The organism is Vibrio sp. Vb2880 (assembly GCF_033337975.1).
In the GTDB taxonomy this organism is placed as follows: domain Bacteria; phylum Pseudomonadota; class Gammaproteobacteria; order Enterobacterales; family Vibrionaceae; genus Vibrio; species Vibrio alginolyticus.
Genome location: NZ_JAWORT010000018.1, coordinates 37,110 through 60,381, shown reverse-complemented (window position 1 = coordinate 60,381; position 23,272 = coordinate 37,110). Strand labels below are relative to the sequence as shown.

Sequence of the window (23,272 nt, the reverse complement as noted above, 5' to 3'; positions counted from 1 at the left end):
TTATATTCAGTCATCCTGAACAGCGACGAAGGAGCATGATTCAGGATCTATTATCCGAGCACTCTGTTGTCAGAGATGTTTCTTTCTCTTTTCATCGTGCTGAAATTAGATTCCTAGTCTCGCTATAGCTCGCTGGAATGACACAAAGCTCTTAAATCTTCGGTGTTTCAGTTGTTACGCCATGGTTTTGACCACGGTGGCGTAGTAAATGATCCATCACCACAATAGCCAGCATCGCTTCTGCGATAGGCACAGCACGAATACCCACACATGGGTCATGACGACCTTTGGTGATCAACTGAGTTGGTTCACCTTCTTTTGTGATGGTCTCACCCGGCACAGTGATACTTGATGTTGGCTTAAGCGCAATGTTTGCGACAATGTCTTGACCAGTCGAGATACCACCAAGAATGCCACCCGCATGATTACTACCAAAACCTTCAGGAGCAAGCGTATCACGGTGCTGACTGCCTTTTTGGGTTACCACCTCGAAACCGTCTCCGATTTCCACGCCTTTCACCGCGTTGATGCTCATTAGTGCGTGCGCGATGTCTGCATCCAAACGGTCAAATACGGGTTCCCCAAGACCAACAGGCACGTTAGTTGCCACAACCTGGATTTTTGCGCCAATAGAGTCGCCTTCTTTTTTCAGGTCACGGATAAGTTGGTCAAATGCTTCTACTTTGTCAGCATCAGGGCAGAAGAATGCATTGTTCTCGATTTCGTTCCAATCTACCTTGTCGATAGATACATCACCCATTTGTGACAAGTAAGCACGAATCTCAACACCAAACTCATCTTTTAAGTATTTCTTCGCGATTGCACCAGCAGCCACACGCATTGCGGTTTCACGAGCTGAAGAACGGCCGCCACCGCGATAGTCGCGGATGCCATATTTTTGGTGGTAAGTGTAATCAGCATGACCCGGTCTGAACTTATCTTTGATGTCAGAGTAGTCTTTTGAGCGCTGATCGGTGTTTTCAATTAGCAAACCGATCGATGTGCCCGTGGTTTTGCCTTCAAAAACGCCAGAAAGAATTTTAACTTCATCCGGTTCACGACGTTGTGTGGTGTAACGTGATGTGCCTGGACGACGGCGGTCGAGATCGATTTGTAGATCTGCTTCTGTAATTTCCAACCCCGGAGGACATCCGTCTACGATACATCCCAGTGCGATACCGTGACTTTCCCCGAATGTCGTCACTCGGAAATGTTGTCCGATACTGTTTCCTGCCATTACTTCCTCAAGTTTTTATCGCCACGCTCTCTCAAAACAGAGCATAGCTGCTTTCCAATTCTTCGTGGATTCATAGTGGCTTTATTACGTTTTGATGTAAAGAGTTAATATCGGCGAGGTATGCATAAAAAAACACCGAGCATAAAGCTCGGTGTTTTGATGTTTAGTGCAAGACTCTATTAGTCTTTGTACAGTTTAAACTCTTCTGCACACTCAACCAGCTGGTCACGCGTTAGCATAAACACGCCATGACCGCCGTTCTCGAACTCAATCCAAGTAAATGGAATCTCTGGGTACTGTTCCATCATATGAATCATTGAGTTGCCGACTTCACAAATAAGAATGCCGTTATCTGTTAGATAATCTGGCGCGTTAGCAAGAATACGACGCACTAGTTTTAGACCATCCGTACCCGCAGCTAGCCCAAGCTCAGGCTCATGCGTGAACTCATCTGGCAGGCTGTTCATGTCTTCTTCATCCACATATGGTGGGTTGGACACGATTAGATTGTATTTCTCTTTTGGAAGATCACGGAACAAATCAGAGCGAATTGGGAACACTTGCTGCTCCATGCCATGATCTTGTACGTTTTGCTCAGCCACTTGTAGAGCATCTGTAGAGATGTCGATCGCATCCACTTCTGCTTCAGGGAAAGCGTGCGCACAAGCAATCGCGATACAACCAGAACCCGTACATAGGTCCATGATGCGCGTAGGCTCTTCCACCAACCAAGGTTGGAATTCCGCTTGAATCAACTCACCGATTGGAGAGCGTGGTACAAGTACACGCTCATCAACGAAGAACTCAAGACCGCAGAACCATGCTTTGTTGGTTAGGTATGCTGTTGGCGTACGCTCGTTGATGCGTTTTACTACGCGCTCAACAATACGCAGACGCTCGCTTGTCGTTAGGCGAGAGTTCAATACGTGCGGAGGCACATCAATCGGCAAGTATAAGGTTGGCAGGATAAGCTGAACTGCTTCATCCCACGCATTATCAGTACCATGACCGTAAAACAGGTTCGCTGCATTAAAGCGGCTTACCGTCCAACGAATCATATCTTGAAGGGTATGCAGCTCCGATACCGCTTCTTCTACAAAAATCTTATCCAAAATTGCCTCCGAAAAGCGCTACAATACTGCCAATAAAGTTTATTAATGAAATTGTTTACCTAATGAGCAAAAAAGACACCGAGAACGATGACGATTTCGCCTTGTTTCAGGAAGCAGTACAGGGCGTAAAAAAGTTGCGACAGGATACCATAATCCAGCAACCAAAAAAAAATACTAAGCAAAAAGAAATCAAGCGCTCCAACCGTGAAGCGAGTGACTCTGAATTTTACTTTTCAGACGAGTTTGTCCCTCTATTAAACGATGAAGGTCCAACTCGTTATGCACGTGACGACGTCTCCAATTATGAAGTCAAACGTCTACGTCGTGGCGTGTATGTACCGGACGTGTTCCTCGATATGCACGGCATGACACAGCAAGAAGCAAAACGCGAGCTTGGTGCGATGATAGCCTATTGCATCAAAAACGAGATTCATTGTGCGTGTGTGCAACATGGTATTGGGAAACACATCCTGAAACAGAAAGCCCCACTTTGGTTAGCACAGCATCCTGACGTTATGGCTTTTCACCAAGCGCCACTAGAATTTGGTGGTGATGGTGCGTTGTTAGTGTTGCTTTCAATTCCTGAAAAGTAACAAGCTTGCTGTAGACACGACGAAACGAAAAGGCAGGGATCTCCTGCCTTTCTTATTCGGTCTCTAATTTGCAAACGCTTATTTTGGTTTAGACACTTATGGCGTAATATGCCATAGCACTTCACCATTTTGTGTTTGTAAATCATATTCAATGCACACTAGGCCTGATGTAGGAAACATCGGAGGTGTCATGTCTTTTACAAACTCTGAAGTCAGATAACCGACCAAAGGCAAATGCGATACGAACAAAAGCGAGTCCAATTGTTCGACTTCGATTAACGCACTTGCGAAATCGAAGACATGCTCGGACTGGCCATAAGGTGTAATATCTTCACAAGTTTCAATGCTTTTTGCAGAGAAATACGCACTGATCTCTTGCCAAGTTTGTTGAGCTCTAATGTACGGACTCACCAACACTTTATCGAATTGCGCAAAACCCTGTTCTTTACAGGCTCTAGCAACCGCTTCTGATTCGACTCTGCCTCTTGGGGTCAATTGTCGTGCTGCGTCTGAATCTGCAAAATGCTCGGCTTCACCGTGACGCATGATGAATATTTTCATGTTATTTCCTAGGGATAGCTAACGCTACCAAAAGGTTGACTGCTATCTTTATTAGATAGACGGGGCTAACTTTAACAATGACGAAACAAAAATACTGATATAATTATCTGTTCATTATACCAATTCGCTTGTTAAAGATAGCGACTTTCTTAACAATCTATTAAAAGAATGTACTCAGTTCATCACACTATTTAACTGTGCAATGAGTTCAGAGCATTCACTCAAACAGTTCTTCCCCATACGCAAACGCGATGGGCCTGTGCAGAAGTCTACGAATAACAAAAATACGGCAAGCAGTATTTGTCGAAACGCAAACTTTGCGCCCCCCGCGAGGGGAGCCTAAATTACTGTAATGCGAAATCTGGAGACGCATCGTGCATCTAAGTCCTAACGATTCAAATCAATACCGCTACATTACCTTGAGCAATGAACTGCGTGTACTGCTGATTCATTCCGATACAGCTCAACAGTCGGCAGCTGCTCTGGCAGTGAACGTTGGACACTTCGACGACCCAAACGATCGCCAAGGTCTGGCACACTATTTAGAACACATGCTTTTTTTGGGTACGGAAAAATACCCTAAAGTGGGCGAGTTTCAAAGCTATATTAGCCAACACGGTGGAACAAACAACGCTTGGACTGGTACAGAGCACACTTGTTTCTTTTTCAATATTGCTCCAAATGCCTTTGAAAGTGCCTTAGATCGATTTAGCCAATTTTTTACCGCACCTTTGTTTAACGAAGAAGCATTAGACAAAGAACGCCAGGCTGTCGACTCCGAATACAAGCTCAAACTCAATGATGATTCTCGTCGCCTGTATCAAGTTAACAAAGAAGTCATCAACCCAGAGCACCCGTTTTCAAAATTCTCTGTCGGAAACTTAGATACTCTTGGCGACCGAGATGGTAAATCCATCCGCGACGAAATTGTGGAGTTTCACCACTCTCAGTATTCCGCCGATTTGATGACACTGACTCTATTTGGGCCACAGCCGCTCGATGAACAGCAAGCTTGGGTAGAAGCCATGTTTGCCGACATCCCAAATCACCATCTTCGTGGAAAATCGATTGATGTACCGATCGGCACTGAGGAAAGCACGGGCATTTTGGTTCAAGTCGAGCCGCTCAAAGAGTTCCGTAAACTGATTCTCACATTCCCCATGCCGGGAATGGATGCGCATTATAGCGTGAAGCCACTCTCCTACTTTGCTCACCTGTTGGGTTATGAAGGAGAAGGCAGTTTGATGCTTCAACTCAAAGAAAAAGGCTGGATTACTTCTCTCTCAGCGGGCGGCGGCGCGAGTGGCAGTAACTACCGAGACTTTACCGTAAGCTGCACCCTGACGCCAAACGGCTTAGATCATGTTGATGATATCGTTCAAGCAGTTTTTCAATACCTCTCGATGATCAAACAAGACGGGTTAGATGAATGGCGCTATCTCGAAAAACAAGCGGTATTAGAATCGGCTTTTCGCTTCCAAGAGCCATCGCGCCCAATGGATCTCGTCAGCCATCTGGTGATCAACATGCAGCACTATCAACCGGAAGACACGGTTTATGGTGACTACAAAATGGCGGGCTACGATGAGGAGTTACAGCGCTCATTGCTGCGATACTTAACCATCGATAATGTACGCGTCACTTTGATTGCTAAAGGCCTGGAATACAACCGTACTGCCGAATGGTACTTTACCCCGTACTCCGTCACACCTTTTAGTGAAGACCAACGTCGTTTCTATCAACAAATCGACCCAAGCTGGCAATTCGTCTTACCGAAAAAGAACCCTTATATTTGCTACGACCTCGACCCCATGCCACTCGAAAATGGTGATTCGCTGCCAGAGTTGATTGAGGATCTCGAAGGGTTTCGGCTGTGGCATTTGCAAGATGACGAATTTCGCGTGCCTAAAGGTGTCGTTTATGTCGCTATCGACAGCTCTCATGCCGTTGCATCACCAAAGAACATCGTCAAAACGCGCTTATGTGTAGAGATGTTCCTCGATTCGCTAGCAAAAGAAACCTATCAAGCAGAAATCGCAGGGATGGGTTACAACATGTACGCTCACCAAGGTGGCGTGACCTTAACCCTCTCAGGGTTCAGTCAAAAGCTGCCTCAGTTGCTAGAAATGATTCTGCACCGTTTTGCTTCTCGAGATTTCAGCCCTGCTCGCTTTGAAACCATCAAACAACAACTGTTACGAAACTGGAGAAATGCTTCACAAGATCGCCCTATTTCGCAGCTGTTTAACGCACTTACTGGGTTACTTCAACCCAATAACCCGCCTTTCGCAACCTTAGTCGAAGCGCTAGAAGAAATCGAAGTCGATGAACTCTCGATATTCGTAGAATCCATTCTTGCAGAACTGCACGTTGAAATGTTTGTTTACGGAGACTGGCAACGCCAGCAAGCCCATGACATGGCAACGACCTTAAAGGATGCTCTAAGAGTTAACGAGCAACGTTATGAAGAGGCACTTCGTCCTCTCATTATGCTAGGTAAAAATGGCAGTTTTCAACGTGAGGTGCATTGTAACCAGCAAGATTCCGCGGTCGTTATTTACCACCAGTGCGAGGATATTGAGCCTCGCAGTATCGCGCTATACTCATTGGCCAATCACCTTATGTCGGCAACGTTTTTCCACGAAATCCGTACCAAGCAGCAATTAGGTTACATGGTAGGCACTGGCAATATGCCGCTAAATCGTCACCCTGGTATTGTACTGTATGTGCAGTCACCTAATGCAGCACCTGCCGAGCTGGTTACCTCAATCGATGAGTTTTTAAATGCCTTTTATATGGTGCTGTTAGAGTTAAACGATTACCAATGGCACAGCAGTAAGCGCGGCTTGTGGAACCAAATAGCAACGCCGGACACCACACTTCGAGGACGGGCTCAACGTCTTTGGGTTGCGATAGGAAATAAGGACACTGAGTTTAACCAACGTGACAAGGTACTGGCGGAGTTGAAGAAGCTGACGCGCGCAGACATGATTCGCTTCGTTGTGAACGAATTGAAACCTCGTACTGCAAATCGTTTGATCATGCACTCTCAAGGTCAAGCGCATTCGGAGGCTCCGCGCATCCATCTAGGACAAGAAATAGGATCGATTGAAGAGTTCCAACTTCGGCCAAAAGATTGCGGCTTGGGGTGATCTAGTTGCGCAGAAATAAAATTGTCGATTACTAGAATGAACCTACAAACCTATGAGGCTGTCGGTCTCATAGATTGAATCGGCACCATAATTGGCAGAAAATTGAAATTGCGCCATTGCGGCTTATGCTCTAATTACCGCACTAAAAATAACTTAATGAGGTAATCATGAAAAAAGCACTTTTACTTGTGGCTCTTATACTGCCATTGGCATCTGCTCACGCTGAAATCTCAGTCAAAGGCGATGGTTTCGAACTAAGTGACGACTGTGTGCGCCTTAGCGGAGACAATGTATCCATCAAATCAGATGATTGCTCTTCAAAACAGTGGAATGATAAAGACAAAAAAGGTAATAGCAGCGTTCATGGGGACGACAACCCTGGTAAAGGCCACAATAAAGATAAGAAAGACAAGAAGAAGTAACCATTTCTTATTTATGAAAAAGGCTTGCCACTGGCAAGCCTTTTTCTCTACCGAAGCAACGTTTAATAAAACGTTGTCCCTTCACCAGCTCGAGTAAGCAAACCATCACACGGCGCGTAACGATCGCCATATTTCGATGCAAACTCATTCATTTTCTCTACGAGCTCTTTAATGCCAAATTGGTCCATGTAACGGAACGGACCACCCAAGAACGGTGGGAAACCAATACCAAATATCGCGCCAATATCGCCGTCACGTGGCGAGCGAATGATACCATCATCCAAACAACGTACCGCTTCATTCAGCATTGGCAGCACACAGCGCAACGCAATATCGTTATCGCTTAGCTTAGATTCAGGGTCGAGCTTAAGCAGTTTGTAAACCGATTTGTCGACATCTTTCTTCTTGCCCTTGTAAGTGTAAAACCCCTTACCACTCTTGCGTCCTTTACGTCCATCATTTAACAAGATATCAAACACATCCGGCCCTTTGAATCGGTCACCTAACTCATTAACCAGGATCGGCATAATTTTCGCGCCAATGTCGACACCAACTTCATCCAACAAGGTAATCGGGCCAACAGGGAAACCAAAATCAAGCAACGCCGTATCAATCTTTTCGATCGGTTCGTTAGCCAACAAAATATGCGCCGCTTCGTTCATGTATGGAGCAAGAATGCGGTTCACGTAAAAGCCCGCTTTGTCTTTCACTACGATCGGGGTTTTACCTTGCTTCTTAGCAAGTGCAACAACTGTTGAAACGGTTTCATCTGACGTCGTTTCATGCGGAATCACTTCCACCAAAGGCATTTTTTCTACTGGGCTGAAGTAATGCAAACCAACTACGTTTTCTGGACGCTCTGCTTTTTCTGCAATTTTGTGGATAGGCAACGAAGAAGTATTGGTCGCAAAGATAGTTTCTGTCTTAGCGTTCGCTTCAATGTCCGCCACCATTTTTTGCTTAAGATCTAAGTCTTCAAAAACGGCTTCAATTACGACATCAATATGATTAAAACTGGTAAAATCGACACCACCAGACAGTTGCAGCATTTTCGCTTGCAGATCGGCCTTGGATAGAATGCGACGTTTGCGCTGTTTCTCAAATAACTTGTAGTTGTAGTTGAGCGCGTTTAAAACGCCATCGTTGCTAACGTCTTTGATGCGAACAGGTACTTTTGCTTTTGCAACAGACACATGGCTGATTCCGGCGCCCATCAGACCACCACCAAGCACACCAACTTTATGAACTGGTGCTGGTTTCGCATCCGTGCCATTTTCTTTCTTCATTTCTGTTGTGGCAAAGAAGATCGAACGGAGCGCTTTTGACTCTGAGCTCATCACAAGCTCACCGAAGCGCTTCGCTTCAAGTTCTTGACCTTTAGCGAAGCCTTTCTCTAAGCCATGTTGAATAACTTCTAGAATTGCAACCGTTGCTGGATAGTTACCGCGAGTTTTTTGATTCGTTTTCTTCGCAGCTTGCTCAAATACAAACTTGCGCCCTAGCCCGCTACCAGACATCACCTTTTCTTTCGTCGATAGCTTTTTCGTGCCCTTGTTTTTACCTTTGTCGATAAACTGTTTTGCTACGTCGAGCAAAATGGTGTCAGGCACACAGGCGTCCACAACGCCCAATTTTTTAGCTTTCTTCGCACGAAGTTGTTTACCCGTCAGGATCAAGTCCAACGACGGTAACAGGCCAATCAAACGTGGCAGACGCTGAGTACCACCAGAACCTGGCAATAAACCAAGTTGTACTTCTGGCAGACCTAAACGCGTTTTGTCAGAATCCGTACAAACACGATAATCACATGCAAGAGCCAGTTCTAAACCACCGCCCAAACATGGGCCATGAATAGCCGCAACGACAGGATAAGGTAGGTCCGATAGCTGCTGGAACAACTCCTGACCTTGCCTTGCTAAGGCTTCCGCTTCACTTGCTGTGGTGCATGCTTCTAGCATTCGAACATCAGCACCCGCAACAAAATTGTCCGGTTTTAGGGAGTGGATGATCATCCCTTTAATACCACTGGAGTCTTTTAGCTGAGCAAAAATTTCTTTCATTTCGTCAGCAAAAGCCGCCTGCAGCGTATTCATTTTTTCATTAGGAACATCGATGGCTAACCAAGCAATATTTTGCTCATCAACCTTTAGACTAAATGCTTTTTGCTCGCTCATTACTCAACCTCCAGAATCATTGCCGCACCAAGACCACCAGCAGCACATGCAGTATTCAATGCAATACCACCGCCACGGCGTTTTAGCTCTCGTAGGGTTTGCGTCATCATACGCGCACCAGTCGCAGCAAATGGGTGACCATAAGCAATTGATCCGCCAAGCACGTTGAACTTATCCATGTCAATTTCACCAATCGCTTTTGAGCGACCAAGGTTTTCTTGAGCAAACTTATCGGAAGCAAACATCTTCACATTCGCCAATGCTTGAGCAGCAAAGGCCTCGTGCATGTCGATCAACGTCAGGTCTGACAGTTCCAAGCCTGTATTTTCAAGCACTTTCGCTGTGGCATAAGTCGGCCCCATCAGCATGTCCTTTTCCACGCCGATAGCAGAGAATGCATAACCTCGGATGTAACCAAGGATCTCCATTCCGAGCTCTTTCGCTTTACCTTCTCGCATCAACATCACTGCCGCACCACCATCAGTCAATGGCGTACTGTTCGCTGCCGTAACACTGCCATACTGACGATCAAACGCAGGTCGCAATTTCGCGTATCCCTCAACCGTTGAGTCATGACGGATATTGTTGTCTTCCGAAATCCATTTTTTGTATGGTTCAGGGAAAGCCGTCATCACTTCATCTTGGATTTTTCCTTCTTTCCAAGCCTGAGAAGCCAGCGTATGAGAACGATGTGCAAGCGCATCCTGTTCTGCGCGAGAAATACCATGTGTTTTAGCCATTTGCTCTGCAGTTTGTCCCATGGATAAACCCGTAGAGTACTCTGCTACTGCTGGTGGCACTGGCATCAGGTCTTTAAAGCTCAAGTTTTTGAGGATACTAAGCTTCTGACCCATTGTTTTTGTCTTACTAAGAGCAAGCAGATTAGCGGCCAGTTTCTTTGATACGCCAATAGGCAGGACGGAAGAAGAGTCTGCACCGCCAGCAATACCAATATCGATGGTTCCCGCCATGATGCTTTCTGCGACATTAACCGCCGCTTGAAAACTCGTCGCACACGCTCGAGTCACACTGTATGCATCAGTATGGATGTTCATACCAGTGCCTAACACGATTTCTCGTGCGATGTTTGGCGCTTCAGGCATTTGTACTACTTGTCCAAATACCACTTGTTCGATTAGCTTCGGATCAATATCTGTTCGAGCAAGCATTTCGCTTACTACCATTTTCCCTAAATCGACCGCTGGCACTTGGCTAAATTCCGTGCTTTGACGAGCAAAGGGAGTTCGAAGCCCCGCGACAATAGCGACACGCTCACCATTGCGTGTTTTTACTTCCTGCTTGCCCATTGTTTCTCCTTAAATACAAGAGGTCTGACCTGATGCATTGTAATGAATTTGTTAAATTTATCAAACGTGCGTTTAAATAAACGTGAAGCAAGTAGTTCAATTACTCTACTTCTTTGATTCTTATGCGATTACTAATGGTTAACTATAGAGAGTTAAAACGGTAAGAGGTATACGGAAAGTAAAATCGAAGCAAAAAAAAACCACACATAACTGTGTGGTCGGAATATCTATAAAACAATTAACTTACGCCAATTGAAAAGTAATCAGTTTCCTGATTAGGAGAAAGTAAAGTCAGCCTTCAAAAGGAAGTGTCATCTTGCTCAACATGTTAGTCGCAATGACTAACGAGATGACAAGGTGTACTATAACCCCTTCACTGCTTGATATTTTGAAATAGATCAATTTTATAGTGATTTTACGAGTTTTAAGCTCACCTAGAGCGATTATTGATTCAAAATAATTCAAGAATCCACCATCAGAAGTCCCTTTTAATGCTCCATCGAGTGAACTTATCCAAGCCATTGATTACTAATGATGATATTGTTAACAATATATATCAATTCGTGTTCGATGATATCTGACATTTGCGTATACACTTTTAGGTAACCACATGGCTTATTGTGTCAAAGGGGTTGCATGACAAATCCTGCAACCAAAACCGCTAAGCGATGAAGCAAGTAAAGTCATGCTCAGAACAAATAAGAAACTCACAGAGCGAGGATGGAGGCTCCTGTGGCCATATTAAAAATGTTTGGAAAGAAAAATTCCAACAGTCCGGTCAACTCTGATATGGACAAGCAAAGAAAATACGAAGCGCTCGTCCGAGGGTATCATCGTGACTTGTACCGCTACGCATATTGGTTGTGCAAAGATAAAGCGGTCGCGGAAGATCTAGTTCAGGAAACCTGTCTTAGAGCTTGGAAGTCACTCGATAGCCTCCAAGACGAAAAAGCTGCCAAGTCTTGGCTCATCACAATATTGAGACGAGAAAATGCGCGCCGCTTCGAACGTAAACAATTTGATTTAGTTGATATCGATGATTACGGCAATGATGCTAAAGTCAGCGATGACTCACATCATCAGCAAGAATGGCTGCAGGCACAGATCATGAAGCTCGATGTTGAATATCGTGAGCCTTTATTTCTCCAAGTTGTCGGTGGTTTCAGTGGAGAAGAAATTGGCGACATTCTTGATTTAAATAAAAACACAGTGATGACTCGACTATTTCGCGCTCGTAATCAACTTAAAGAGATGTTGGATTCTCAAGATACCAAGAGAGGACAAAAGAATGGATGATTTAGAATTTCGTCGTCGTATTTTGTCGGATCCAAAACAAAAGGATGAAGAGATTCTGCAAGCTTTAGCTGGTAGCGACGCCAACAATAAGTTTGTTGATGACGTTTTGGATCTCGATGTAAAAATTAAACAAGCCATGAATGTGGATGTACCCGAAGATCTCGCAGATAAGATTTTATTTAGCCAGACGTCGAGTGCACTTGATGAAGAGAAGGTCGTCAGACCAAACTTTGTCCGCAAAGCAATGGCACTTGCCGCTTCTATTGCGTTCACCGCAGGATTATTAGTTGGCCAAGTAAACTGGGGAAATGTTTTGGTGTCTCCAGCACAAGCCAGTTTAGCGGATACCGCGATGAAACACGTTATTCATGAAGAACCGTTTGTTCGTCATCTTGATGAGGATGTACCGAGCTCGCAAATTAATGCGAAAATGTCGCCATTTCATTACCAGTTTAGTGAAAACTTTCCATATCACGTTTACTACCTAAACCACTGCGGTTTTGGCGAATCCAATGCGGTGCATATGGTGTTCCAAGGTCCAAAAGGTAAAGTAACGTTATTTATTACTGGTATTCCAAGCGAACAAAGTACCGACTTTAGTAAGGATGGCATGACCGGAATCGTTCAGCCCGTCGGGAGTTCAAGCCTGATTTTAGTCGGGGAAGAAGGTGAAAATATTGATGCGATCGCTACGACTCTTGCATCAATGATTAAGCCAATGTAACAACTTCGACGATTTCCAGCCTTCAAAAGGTTAAATGCCGCTAAATGATCTTATTTAGCGGCATTTTTGTATAAATAGAACACAAAACATTCACCACCCCTATCGCATTTAGAGCTTAAACTCTAAATTATGCATTTTAAATGCAATTTCCCGTCTTTTAGACATCATTTCTGCAATTTTTATTCAATTTTATCCAATGGTCGGATTTGTCCAAGCAACTATTGATACTACTATCTGCGCCACTGAGCAAAAGCTCAATTTATCGTCCAAAGAGACGAATCTAATAAGGAAAAACAAATGACTCAGAACACGCGTCTGTTTAAAAAGACTCTCCTAGCAGTAACGGTAGCTTTTGCCTCAGGTCAATCGATGGCAGCGGGTTTCCAAATCAACGCTCAATCAGCAACTGGCATCGGCCGTGCATTTGCTGGTGATGCAGTAATCGCAGATAATGCAGCAGTAATGGCTCGTAACCCAGCAGCAATGGCTCTGTTTGATAAAATGGAACTGTCGCTAGGTTTCGAAAGCATTACTTCAATGATTGAAGTGAAAGATGCGAAATATAACGTTAATACTCCTTTGGGCTCCAGTACTGTAAATGTTGCTGACACTGATGATGTGGGTGATACGTCAATAGCTCCAAACATTCACCTAATCGTTCCAGTAAATGACAAGTTTGCATGGGGCGTAAACGCATACTCTAATTTCGGCACTAAAACTGAATTTTCAGATAACTACACCGCAACCGAGTACGGTGGTCTTACGGATGTAAAAAGCTTCAACTTTGGATTGGCGGGTTCTTACCGTTTAAACGAACAATGGAGCTTTGGTGCTGGTTTAGATTTAATCTACGGCCAAGGCACAATGAAGCGTACAACTAGCTCTTCAGTCCCAGGGGTTGGCGGTCAAAAAATTCTGGACGTAGATAAAGCTGATGGTTGGGCTGTTGGTTTTAACGTTGGTACTGTGTACGAACTAGATGAAAACAACCGTTTTGGTCTAGCGTATCGTTACAGCCCTGAATTTACGGCGAAAGACGACAAAGGTCAGGAAATCACGCTACCTCTACCAGATATGGCCGAATTTTCTGGTTTCCACAAAATCCAAGACACTAAGTTTGCTGTACACTACAGCATCCAATACATCGGTTGGAAAGATTTCGACCAAATTGATTTTGAGAACCTAAATCAGGGTTTACTTAAAGGTGGTTACTCGAAAGACTATCAATGGCAAGATGGCTGGCACTACGCAATTGGTGGTACTTACTACCTAAACAACAACTGGACACTTCGTGCTGGTTACATGTACGACACAAGCGCTCAAGATAAAGTAACGTCTATCTCGGTACCAGACTCAGATCGCCAGTGGTTCTCCACAGGTTTCTCTTACCATATTGATAATAGCTCAAACATCGATTTTGGCTTCACGTACTTGTTAGGTGAAGATGTAAAAGTTAATGAGAATACTCAATTAGCTCCTGGTCTTTCTACCGGTGTAACAGCAACAACTCATGCTGATGCAATTCTATTCGGCTTACAATACAGCCGTAGCTTCTAAACACTTCGCTGTTAGTTAGTAGAAAAATACTTTATATAAAAGGCTGGATTTCCAGCCTTTTTTCATATCTGCGATTTATTGCCCACTCAATTTGAGTGAACACGTGTATCTAAATCTCACAATTAGGACGCACAGCTGTTCGCTGAATTCCGTTTACAAGCCTTTCACAGTTAGATTATTAAACCGCACAAATAACATTTGAAAGGATAATATTCCAAATGACCACTTGCGCTGGATTTTCATTTCTAAAGTAAAAACTCTACCTTTAAACTTTCGTCCCACGTTATAAACAAATCAGCGAACATTCGAATGAAAACCAACAAGACTCTTCTATCAACAGCAGTGGCATTAAGCCTACTTGGCACAACGGGCATGGCTAACGCAGCAGGTTTCCAACTTGCTGAATATTCTGCGACAGGCCTAGGTCGAGCATATGCTGGTGAAGCTGCAATGGCTGACAACGCAAGTGCACAATGGCGTAACCCAGCAATGCTAACTTATTTGGAAGGCACTCAAGTGTCCGTTGGTGCAATCTATGTGAACCCAAATATTGATATTGAAGGTGATGTAAACTTCCACGGTAGCACTTCTTCTGCATCTTCAGATGACTTCGCACATGATGCAATCATTCCAAACTTCTACCTATCACACCAATATAATGAGAAATTCGCGATTGGTTTGGCATTTGGCACCAACTACGGCATGGAAACCGATTTAGGTAAAGGCTTTGGTGCCTCGCACTTCGGTAATGAAGCAAGCGTAACGACAATGGAAGCGAACTTAAACGCAGCTTACAAAGTCAATGAATCGATCAGCGTTGGTGGTGGTATCCGTTACATCATCGGCGAAGGCAGCTTTGGCGCAGCAGCTCCTAAGAATAACGTTGTAGGGTTAAACCCTGAAACTAATCAACCAATCAGTGTTCCTCAAGGTACCGCTCTAAAATACATGGAAGGTGACGATACCGCTTGGGGCTGGCAAGTTGGTACAGCATGGCAGATCAATGAAAATAACCGTATCGGATTCGCGTACAAATCTGAAGTTGAACTGAAGCTTGAAGGCCATGCTGAAGGTCTTGGTTTTGGCTTCGGTACTTCTGAACGCGACAACGGCTACATGTATCTAAACCTGCCTGCAACAGCTGAGTTGGCAAGCTTCCACCAAGTAACAGACCAACTTGCATTACACGCAAGCGTTAACTGGACGGATTGGAGCTCTTTCGAGAAATTGGAAGCACGTCTAGATACTGCTGGCACGCATATGGTTAAAGTAGAAAACTGGGAAGACAACTATCGCTTTGCTGTTGGTGCCACTTACCAGCTTGATCCTAAGCTAGCGCTACGCACTGGTATTGCATACGATACTTCAGCGGTAAGCGACAAAAACCGTACGATCACTATTCCAGAAACTGACCGCACTTGGCTAAGTATTGGCGCAACGTACGATTGGACGAAAGACTTCAGCCTAGACGCTGGCTTCACCTATATTTTTGCGAAAGACGCACCAATCGTTGAGTCTCGTGGTTACAAGTCAGACGACACTGCAGAACAAGTCGGTGGCCAATTTGTAGGCGAAACTACGGGTAATGTTTGGCTAATCGGTGTTCAAGCAAACTACCGTTTCTAACCAAGCTGCAAAATACAAAAAAGGCTTAGCATCAGCTAAGCCTTTTTTCATTTCTCTATTGTGAAGAACAACGCTTAAAAGTCTTCTAGATATTCATCTAAATACTCTTCTTCTTCGATGTTAACTTCTTCTACCGTTTCAACTTCTGCTTTAAAGTTTTGACGCTGGATATAAACATCGCGAGTTAGAATATATGGATCCGGCGACGAGTCTAGCTGCGCTTCTTGCGGTACTAATAAAGCACGCTTCTCCATTCCTTCAAACGCCCACTTTCCCAAACTCGCCCAGAAGTTGAGATAAGAGAGGGGTAAATACGTACTATCTACGGTATCTGTCACTTCACGTAAGGTATACGGACCATAACCTGGAACCATGAAGTAAGGACCATTTCCAACACCATAGTGGCCTACTGCATCACTGAACGCTTTCTCGTCGTACTTCGTAATACCCGCGGCACTTGCAATATCGAATAAACCGAAAATACCGAACGTCGAGTTAATCCAAAAACGGTTAAAGTGGTCCACGGCTTTCGTACCATTACCCATGATTAAGTTATTAACCATGCTTGCTGGCTCATCTAAGTTCGATAAGAAGTTAGCGATACCAGAACGAATAGGAACTGGCGTGTATTCTACATACGCAAGTGATACAGGACGAACCAAATACGGATCTAAATATTCGTAGTTGAGTTCCCACATGGTTCGGTTAAAGCCTTCCAACGGGTCATACACATCAGAAGTCGTTTGATTTGTTTCTTGTCCTGTTACTGCTTCATCAGGCGCACTTGAACAGCCAACCAGTCCAACGGCTAACAGCAACAAGAAGGTAGATTTACCCTTGTTATACATTTTATTTTCCATAACGACTATTAATGTACCTAAGTCACCCCGATTAACCATTGTACGTATGTTGAGCAGGATACATAGTAAAGATGACTCAGATATGGGAATAAATAAAGGCCAGCAATCGCTGGCCTTCGGTATTCTACTCGATCGTTTAGAGTCATACCACTAAAGGCAACTGACTCTACCTCGTTGTCATGTTTCAGAGACAGATGTTAACAATTAATACTGCTGATCAATGGTCACTTCTACTGGTGCGCCAAATTCAACGACGTCACTTTCTCCGTGCCAATCTTGATCACGCGTTGCTACGTTACCGTCAGAATCTACACGCACACGGACGATTAGCTTATCGAGTGAAGATAACTTTTGCCCTTGCATCATGGCATTGCCATCATCTAATACGACTGTGCGAGGGAAAGTACCTAGCGGATAACGAGCAGCAGCCACAGGCATTGGAGAGCCATCTGAACGATGTACTGACACAATCAGAACTGCGTTTGGATCCAACTGAGCATTTGGTGCCACATTAATTGTCACAGCTACACTCTTATCCGGTAAAACCGCTTCGCCCATTTGCTTACGAGCACTCTCAATACTGCGTGACAACATCTCGTAGCGACTATCTTCTGGACCAATCATTTGCTGCATGATTCCCCAGTACTTGATGGCTGCCGGGAAGTCTTGACGCTCAAACGCATCGAACGCTAACAAAGAAAACACACGCAGATCGACATAGTCTTGCTGCATCAGCTTGCCGAGTAATGAGCGAGCCGTCGCTTGATCCATTTCCTCTTGAGACAGCATCAGAGCTTGTGCATAACCCAACATCACATCAGGATCTTTTGGCTCTAGGCGGTACGATTTTTCCATCGCATCGATAGCTGTGGTGACATCACGATTTGCTAACGCAATACGACCTAGCAGTAACCAACCTGTCGAGTCTTCCGGCTGGTAATGTAAGCGAGTTCGAAGGGCAAGGGTCAAATCCGCCATTTCATCGTCACTCAGCGGCTCAGAAGAAGCCGACATCAGCTTTTTCGATAACTCAGGTAGATTTGCAGACACTTCTTGCCATTGAACAATATCGTCTGACGCGCCAAATTTATAATACAAACCATAGCTCAGCACCACCGTCAGAATTACCGATGGAACTAAAACCGCGATTGGAGAAACCTTAGTTTCTTTTTGCGCTTTATCACCAGGGATATCGTCAAGCAGTGATTGCTTTAGATCAGAAATCAGTTCGTCTTCACTTTCAACTAGACCTTCGTCAGTTTCTTCTGCAAGCTCAGATAGTCGGTCTTTATAAAATGCCTTGTTAAGCTCATCGCGTAACACATCATCATTGTTCGCTTTTTGTTTAAGCAGCGGCAAAGCCACCAGCGCACAAGCAATAAGCGTGAGAACAACGGTGGAAATCCAAAATAGTGTCATTACTTCTTATCTCCGTTGTTCTCTTCTTCAAGCAATGCTTTTAAACGAGCTTCTTTTTGCTCATCCCATTGCTCGTCACTGCTCGCTTTTGCCTTAACTTTAGATTTACGGCTACGCAGCACAATCAAACCAAAACCACCCAGTACTACAGCGAGTGGCCCTAGCCACAAAATCGCAGTCGCGACCGTAAATGGTGGGTTGTAAGTCACGAAGTTACCGTAACGGGCGATCATGTAATCAACAATCTCATCTTTGGACTTACCTTCTTTGGTCATTTCGTACACCTTATGGCGTAAGTCCTGAGCAAGTTCAGCGTTAGAATCCGAGATCGTGTTGTTCTGACATTTAGGGCAACGGAGCGTATGGCTTAACTCTTTGAACTGCTGTTCTTGTTCCAAATTATCAAACTCGTACACTTCAATGGCCGCATGAGCAGCAAGAGATAATGTCATCGCAGCAAAAACGGCAAGAATTAGCTTTCTCATTGCTTCGCCTCCTCAACCAATTTGTTGTAAAGCGGCTCCAGTGTTTCTGACCAATTACGTGGGTTTACATCCCCTACATGGCGATAGCGAATCACACCATTTGCATCAATAATGAATGTTTCTGGAGCACCATAAACGCCAAGGTCAAGGCCAAGCATACCACTGCCATCAAATAGGCTGATCAAGTACGGGTTGCCGAGATCATTCAGCCAACCTATTGCTTTATTACGATCATCTTTGTAATTCATACCGATGATCTTAACGCCCTTACCCGCCAATTCGTTTAGGTATTTATGCTCTGCATAACACGTTGGGCACCACGTTGCCCAAACGTTCAAGAGCAACGGTTCACCTTTAAAAATTGATTGGTCGTACTGTTTTCCAGGCTCAGCCAGGTCTTCTAAATGAAACTCAGGAACTGGCTTGCCAACCAAAACCGACTCCAATTTAGTTGGATCATCGCCCTCTTGGTTACGCATTAATTGGGTTGCGAAAATGCCCGCTAGAATCATGAAAGCGACAAGCGGAATAAATAAGATTTTCTTATTCATGTTATGCCTCCTGCTCTTTTGACTTCGCATTTTTCTTCGGCGATTTACGGAAGCGGTAGCGTTTATCAGAAATCGCTAGTGCGCCGCCTAATGCCATAATCAAAGAGCCAGCCCAAATCCAACGAACGAACGGTTTATAGTAAATACGAACAGCCCAAGATCGGTTGTCGTCTAAACGTTCACCCATTGCAATGTATAAGTCGCGGCTAATACCACGGTCAATGGCTGCTTCAGTCATCATAGACTTAGCCGTACGGTAGAAGCGCTTCTCTGCGTGAAGCGTATTCACGTATTTGCCATTGTGTGTGATCTCAAAGTCTGCGATGTAGCCATCGTAGTTTGGACCATCTTTATCACGCAAGCCTGAGAAGTAGAAATCATAGCCTTGAATTTGGAAGTGTTCGCCAGGTGCTAAACGTACATCACGCTCGATGCTGTAGTTCTGTACCATCGCAATACCGATAACAGATACCGCCAGACCAACATGACCCAACATCATTGCCCAGTGGCTACGTTGCAGCTTGCGAACACCTTCACTAAAGCTATGACGGTGCGTTGCGCGCTCGTACAGTTCAAAGCCATGCATCGCAATAATCCAAATCGCCATCACCCAACCAATGTAAGCCATGGTTGAGAAGAAATCGGCAAACAGGTACACGCATAGCGCGGCCAAGGCGAAAGCAAGCACACCTGAAACGAGCATTGGTTTCACAAGTTTAGATAAATTGTCTCGCTTCCAACGAATAAGAGGACCAATACCAAGCAGAAAAGCAAATGGCATCATTAACCACGCAAATAGCATGTCAAAGAATGGCGCACCTATAGAGACCGACCCCAAACCAAGCTGCTTGTGTACGAGCGGCAACAGTGTCCCCACTAACACCACAACAAGAGCGGCGATAAGTAATACATTGTTGGCTAAGAGCGCATTTTCACGTGAGACTAAGTCGAAGTTACCTCGTACACGCACTGCTGCCCCTTTTACGGCAAACAGCAATAAAGAGCCGCCGATAACGAAAACGAGGAAGCCTAGAATAAACATACCGCGCGACGGGTCAGACGCGAACGCGTGCACCGATACTAAAATACCGGAACGGACTAAGAAGGTGCCCAACAAACTCAACGAAAATGCAGAGATTGCCAATAGTACCGTCCACGCTTTAAATGTGCCGCGTTTTTCTGTCACGGCAAGAGAGTGCATTAATGCGGTACCCGCTAACCAAGGCATGAATGATGCGTTTTCTACTGGGTCCCAGAACCACCAGCCACCCCAGCCAAGTTCGTAGTAAGCCCACCAAGAACCTAGTGCGATACCAAGTGTTAAAAATACCCATGCTGCGGTTGTCCAAGGACGAGACCAACGAGCCCAAGCCGTGTCAAGGCGTCCGGTCATTAGGGATGCGATCGCAAAAGAGAACGCAACCGAGAAACCAACATAGCCCATGTAAAGCATTGGCGGGTGAACAATTAAACCAGGGTCTTGAAGCAGAGGGTTCAAGTCACGTCCGTCAACCGGGAAGAACGGTAACGTACGTAGGAATGGATTTGACGTTAGGATGATAAACAGTAGGAAACCCACTGAGATCATGCCCATAACAGCAAGTACACGTGCAACCGACTCTTGCGGCATACCACGACTAAACGTCGCTACAGCGACAGTCCAAGCTGCTTGGATTAACACCCATAGCAACAGTGAACCTTCGTGTGCACCCCATACTGCGGTTAAACGGTAGTACCAAGGAAGCTGACTATTCGAGTTGCTCGCTACATACTGTAACGTGAAGTCGTTGGTATAAAATCCCCAGCATAAAATGGCGAAAGAGAACAACAGCATCAGGAACATAGACCAAGATAGCGGTCGCGCTGTGTTCATGAGCATGGTGTTATTATTCGATGCTCCCCACAATGGCAATACGCTCAACAGCACAGCCATTGCAAGCGAAAGAATGAGAGCAAAGTGACCGATTTCAGCAATCATTGGCCGCTTCCTTGTTTCTGTTCGGTGCTGTATTGAAGCGGTTCATGCGTTTTCTTCATCGCTTCTGCAATTTCTGGTGGCATGTATTCTTCATCGTGCTTCGCTAGGACCTCAAATGCCTCAACTGTCGTGGCATCTTTCAGTACACCTTGAGCAACAATACCCTGCCCTTCACGGAACAAGTCAGGAAGAATACCGTCATAGGTAATCGTCACTTTCGGACCGACATCGTGCAGGTCAAAACTCACTTTCAAAGAATTAGGATCTCGACGAACTGAGCCCACAACCACCATTCCACCGATACGCAGACGCTGGCCTACTTCTGGCTTGGTGCCATCTGGCTTACCATTAACCAATTCCGTTGGAGTGTAGAAAAGGTCCATATTTTGGTTAAGCGCATAAAGTATCAAACCAATGGTGGCACTAATACCGATAAAGATCGCTAGTACAATACCTAGCCTCTTTTTACGTCTCGGGTTCATAAGGTGTTCTCCATGTTCTTCGCTGCGTCGATACGAGCTTGACGGTCAATTTTTGCTTTCACTTCTTTCAATAATGCATCACCGCGGCGAAGGCTAGTGATCAGAAGAATCAGCATGGATAAGAAAGTAATACCAAACGCACTCCATACGTATGATGCGTAGCCACCCATGGCAAAAAAGTCGCTCAGAGATTCAAAATGCATAATCAGTTACCTCACTGAGTTTGTTCTGTTGCGAGTTTGCGCACCCAGGGGCGGTGACTTTCTTTACTGATGATTTCGTTACGAAAACGGACCATCGTCACGGCACCAAAGAAGAACGCAAAGCCAAAGATGTTCAGCAATAACGGCCAAAGCATGTCGGATGAAATAGAAGGTTGCTCAAATTTCGTGATCGTCGCACCTTGATGAAGCGTGTTCCACCATTCCACGGAAAAGTGAATTATAGGTAGGTTTACTACGCCTACGATCGCTAAGATACCAGCGGCTTTTGCAGCGGTTTTTTGATCGTCAAACGCATGGTAGAGCGCAATCACACCAAGGTAGAGAAATAGCAGAATCAATTCAGATGTAAGACGGGCATCCCATACCCACCAAGTGCCCCACATAGGCTTGCCCCAAACAGCACCTGTAAGTAGAGCAATAAAAGTAAATACTGCACCAATCGGAGCCATCGCAAGTGCCGCCATATCAGATAGGCGAACTTGCCATACTAGGCCAATAAATGCAGCGATCGCCATCGACATATAAACGCCCATAGACCAAATAGCTGATGGGACATGAATGTAGATGATTCGGAAACTGTCACCTTGTTGGTAATCTGAAGGCGCAAATGCAAGCCCCCAAACCGTACCAACCGATAAGCATACGAGGGCCAATACAGAAAACCAAGGCAGAAACTTACCACTCAAACGATAAGCTGCTTCTGGCTTGGCATAAGGATGTAGCCATTTCCACATGTTTTGTTCTCACTCTTACTTCAGGGACACTGTCTAAAGGGTTGAGACCGTAGCAGTGCTTTAATAATAATTCTTTGATCAAGCGCCGCTTCATTGGCACTTTATTGAGTTAGTTAACACTAACTCGTAATGCGGCACTGATGGCAAAAGGCGTTAATGTCATCGCCCCCATTAGCATCGCACCTAAAATCGCTAGTTGACCGTTATACGCCATACCGAGTGCGGCAGCATCAATTGCCGATGTTGCGAAAATCAAAATTGGGATGTAGAGCGGAAGAATAAGCAAACTCAAAAGAACGCCACCCTTTTGCAACCCAACAGTCAACGCCACACCAATGGCGCCAATAAAACTTAGTGTTGGTGTACCGATCATCAAGGTTAATACAACCGATAGCCAAGTATTGAAGTCGAGCGAAAGTAAAACCGCCAATAATGGGCTAATTAAAATCAGAGGTAACCCTGTTAACAACCAATGTGCTATGACCTTTGAAACCACTACAAGTTGCAATGGAATCGGCATTAGCATCATTTGTTCTAGTGCACCGTCTTGAAAATCATCACGAAATAGACGCTCTAATGATAATAAGGCGGACAGCAATGCGGCAACCCAAACGATGCCCGCTGCAATACGTGCTAACAAATTAGGTTCTGGTCCAATACTCAGAGGAAAGAGAGTAATGACAATAATAAAGAACCACAACGGGTTCAGAATGTCTGCCTGACGGCGAAATGCGATTAGGAGCTCACGACGAATGATGGTGGTCATCGAGGAAATCAT

21 protein-coding genes are annotated in these 23,272 nt (G+C 44.9%); 7 read left to right on the top strand and 14 right to left on the bottom strand.

Annotated elements, in window-relative coordinates; all coding sequences use genetic code 11:
- Positions 1 to 151: 151 nt before the first annotated feature.
- Both aroC and prmB read right to left on the bottom strand, forming a co-directional pair.
- A complete protein-coding gene (gene aroC, locus R7M92_RS18085) occupies positions 152 to 1,237 on the bottom strand; it encodes a chorismate synthase (RefSeq protein WP_053349555.1) in 1,086 nt (361 codons plus the stop codon).
- 179 nt (positions 1,238 to 1,416) lie between these two features.
- Positions 1,417 to 2,349 carry a 50S ribosomal protein L3 N(5)-glutamine methyltransferase gene (prmB, locus tag R7M92_RS18080; protein WP_005380541.1) on the bottom strand — a complete coding sequence of 311 codons (933 nt, stop codon included), beginning with the start codon at positions 2,347 to 2,349 and terminating at the stop codon, positions 1,417 to 1,419.
- Between the two features lie 62 nt (positions 2,350 to 2,411).
- Between prmB and smrB the strand changes: the two genes are divergently transcribed.
- On the top strand, positions 2,412 to 2,942 hold the full coding sequence (gene smrB, locus R7M92_RS18075) for an endonuclease SmrB (protein WP_318133928.1): 531 nt from the start codon (positions 2,412 to 2,414) through the stop codon (positions 2,940 to 2,942).
- A 96-nt stretch (positions 2,943 to 3,038) separates the two neighbouring features.
- Here the strand turns inward: smrB and sixA are convergent, their stop codons facing one another.
- On the bottom strand, positions 3,039 to 3,503 hold the full coding sequence (gene sixA / locus R7M92_RS18070; RefSeq protein WP_005380537.1) for a phosphohistidine phosphatase SixA: 465 nt from the start codon (positions 3,501 to 3,503) through the stop codon (positions 3,039 to 3,041).
- 374 nt (positions 3,504 to 3,877) lie between these two features.
- Between sixA and R7M92_RS18065 the strand changes: the two genes are divergently transcribed.
- Positions 3,878 to 6,655 carry an insulinase family protein gene (locus R7M92_RS18065; RefSeq protein ID WP_318133926.1) on the top strand — a complete coding sequence of 926 codons (2,778 nt, stop codon included), beginning with the start codon at positions 3,878 to 3,880 and terminating at the stop codon, positions 6,653 to 6,655.
- 167 nt (positions 6,656 to 6,822) lie between these two features.
- Positions 6,823 to 7,077 carry a hypothetical protein gene (locus R7M92_RS18060; protein ID WP_005384444.1) on the top strand — a complete coding sequence of 85 codons (255 nt, stop codon included), beginning with the start codon at positions 6,823 to 6,825 and terminating at the stop codon, positions 7,075 to 7,077.
- A gap of 62 nt (positions 7,078 to 7,139) precedes the next feature.
- On the opposite strand, the gene fadJ is transcribed toward R7M92_RS18060, so the two are convergent.
- Positions 7,140 to 9,251, bottom strand: a complete 2,112-nt coding sequence (fadJ, locus tag R7M92_RS18055; protein ID WP_005384446.1) for a fatty acid oxidation complex subunit alpha FadJ — start codon at positions 9,249 to 9,251, stop codon at positions 7,140 to 7,142.
- Positions 9,251 to 10,558, bottom strand: coding sequence for an acetyl-CoA C-acyltransferase FadI (fadI, locus tag R7M92_RS18050; protein WP_005384447.1), 1,308 nt, complete (start codon positions 10,556 to 10,558; stop codon positions 9,251 to 9,253). Before fadI ends, fadJ begins: the two co-directional genes overlap by 1 nt.
- A 720-nt stretch (positions 10,559 to 11,278) precedes the next feature.
- Between fadI and R7M92_RS18045 the strand changes: the two genes are divergently transcribed.
- From R7M92_RS18045 to R7M92_RS18030, 4 genes are all read left to right on the top strand, one after another.
- On the top strand, positions 11,279 to 11,854 hold the full coding sequence (locus tag R7M92_RS18045; protein WP_005380528.1) for a sigma-70 family RNA polymerase sigma factor: 576 nt from the start codon (positions 11,279 to 11,281) through the stop codon (positions 11,852 to 11,854).
- On the top strand, positions 11,847 to 12,578 hold the full coding sequence (locus R7M92_RS18040) for a DUF3379 domain-containing protein (protein ID WP_017635939.1): 732 nt from the start codon (positions 11,847 to 11,849) through the stop codon (positions 12,576 to 12,578). Before R7M92_RS18045 ends, R7M92_RS18040 begins: the two co-directional genes overlap by 8 nt.
- A gap of 297 nt (positions 12,579 to 12,875) precedes the next feature.
- Positions 12,876 to 14,135 carry an outer membrane protein transport protein gene (locus R7M92_RS18035; RefSeq protein ID WP_064354222.1) on the top strand — a complete coding sequence of 420 codons (1,260 nt, stop codon included), beginning with the start codon at positions 12,876 to 12,878 and terminating at the stop codon, positions 14,133 to 14,135.
- Between the two features lie 309 nt (positions 14,136 to 14,444).
- Positions 14,445 to 15,761, top strand: coding sequence for an outer membrane protein transport protein (locus R7M92_RS18030; protein ID WP_047104363.1), 1,317 nt, complete (start codon positions 14,445 to 14,447; stop codon positions 15,759 to 15,761).
- Positions 15,762 to 15,835: 74 nt separating this feature from the next.
- Here the strand turns inward: R7M92_RS18030 and R7M92_RS18025 are convergent, their stop codons facing one another.
- The 9 genes from R7M92_RS18025 to ccmB all read right to left on the bottom strand — a co-directional run bounded on the left by R7M92_RS18025 (position 15,836) and on the right by ccmB (position 23,272).
- Positions 15,836 to 16,609 carry a VacJ family lipoprotein gene (locus tag R7M92_RS18025; protein ID WP_005380523.1) on the bottom strand — a complete coding sequence of 258 codons (774 nt, stop codon included), beginning with the start codon at positions 16,607 to 16,609 and terminating at the stop codon, positions 15,836 to 15,838.
- A gap of 216 nt (positions 16,610 to 16,825) precedes the next feature.
- Positions 16,826 to 18,040, bottom strand: a complete 1,215-nt coding sequence (ccmI, locus tag R7M92_RS18020; protein ID WP_064354223.1) for a c-type cytochrome biogenesis protein CcmI — start codon at positions 18,038 to 18,040, stop codon at positions 16,826 to 16,828.
- Entirely contained in the window at positions 18,040 to 18,525 is a 486-nt protein-coding gene (locus R7M92_RS18015; protein WP_005380519.1) for a cytochrome c-type biogenesis protein, read from the bottom strand. Before R7M92_RS18015 ends, ccmI begins: the two co-directional genes overlap by 1 nt.
- A complete protein-coding gene (locus R7M92_RS18010; RefSeq protein WP_005380518.1) occupies positions 18,522 to 19,076 on the bottom strand; it encodes a DsbE family thiol:disulfide interchange protein in 555 nt (184 codons plus the stop codon). Before R7M92_RS18010 ends, R7M92_RS18015 begins: the two co-directional genes overlap by 4 nt.
- Before the next feature lies 1 nt (position 19,077).
- A complete protein-coding gene (locus tag R7M92_RS18005; protein WP_064354224.1) occupies positions 19,078 to 21,054 on the bottom strand; it encodes a heme lyase CcmF/NrfE family subunit in 1,977 nt (658 codons plus the stop codon).
- A complete protein-coding gene (gene ccmE / locus R7M92_RS18000; RefSeq protein ID WP_005380516.1) occupies positions 21,051 to 21,536 on the bottom strand; it encodes a cytochrome c maturation protein CcmE in 486 nt (161 codons plus the stop codon). Before ccmE ends, R7M92_RS18005 begins: the two co-directional genes overlap by 4 nt.
- Complete coding sequence (ccmD, locus tag R7M92_RS17995) at positions 21,533 to 21,739, bottom strand: heme exporter protein CcmD (protein WP_005380515.1); 207 nt, start codon at positions 21,737 to 21,739, stop codon at positions 21,533 to 21,535. The genes ccmE and ccmD overlap by 4 nt, the downstream gene beginning before the upstream one ends.
- Before the next feature lie 11 nt (positions 21,740 to 21,750).
- Positions 21,751 to 22,494, bottom strand: coding sequence for a heme ABC transporter permease (locus R7M92_RS17990; protein WP_005380513.1), 744 nt, complete (start codon positions 22,492 to 22,494; stop codon positions 21,751 to 21,753).
- 109 nt (positions 22,495 to 22,603) lie between these two features.
- The gene (gene ccmB / locus R7M92_RS17985) at positions 22,604 to 23,272 is read right to left on the bottom strand and encodes a heme exporter protein CcmB (RefSeq protein WP_005380512.1); all 669 of its coding nucleotides are present in this window, start codon (positions 23,270 to 23,272) and stop codon (positions 22,604 to 22,606) included.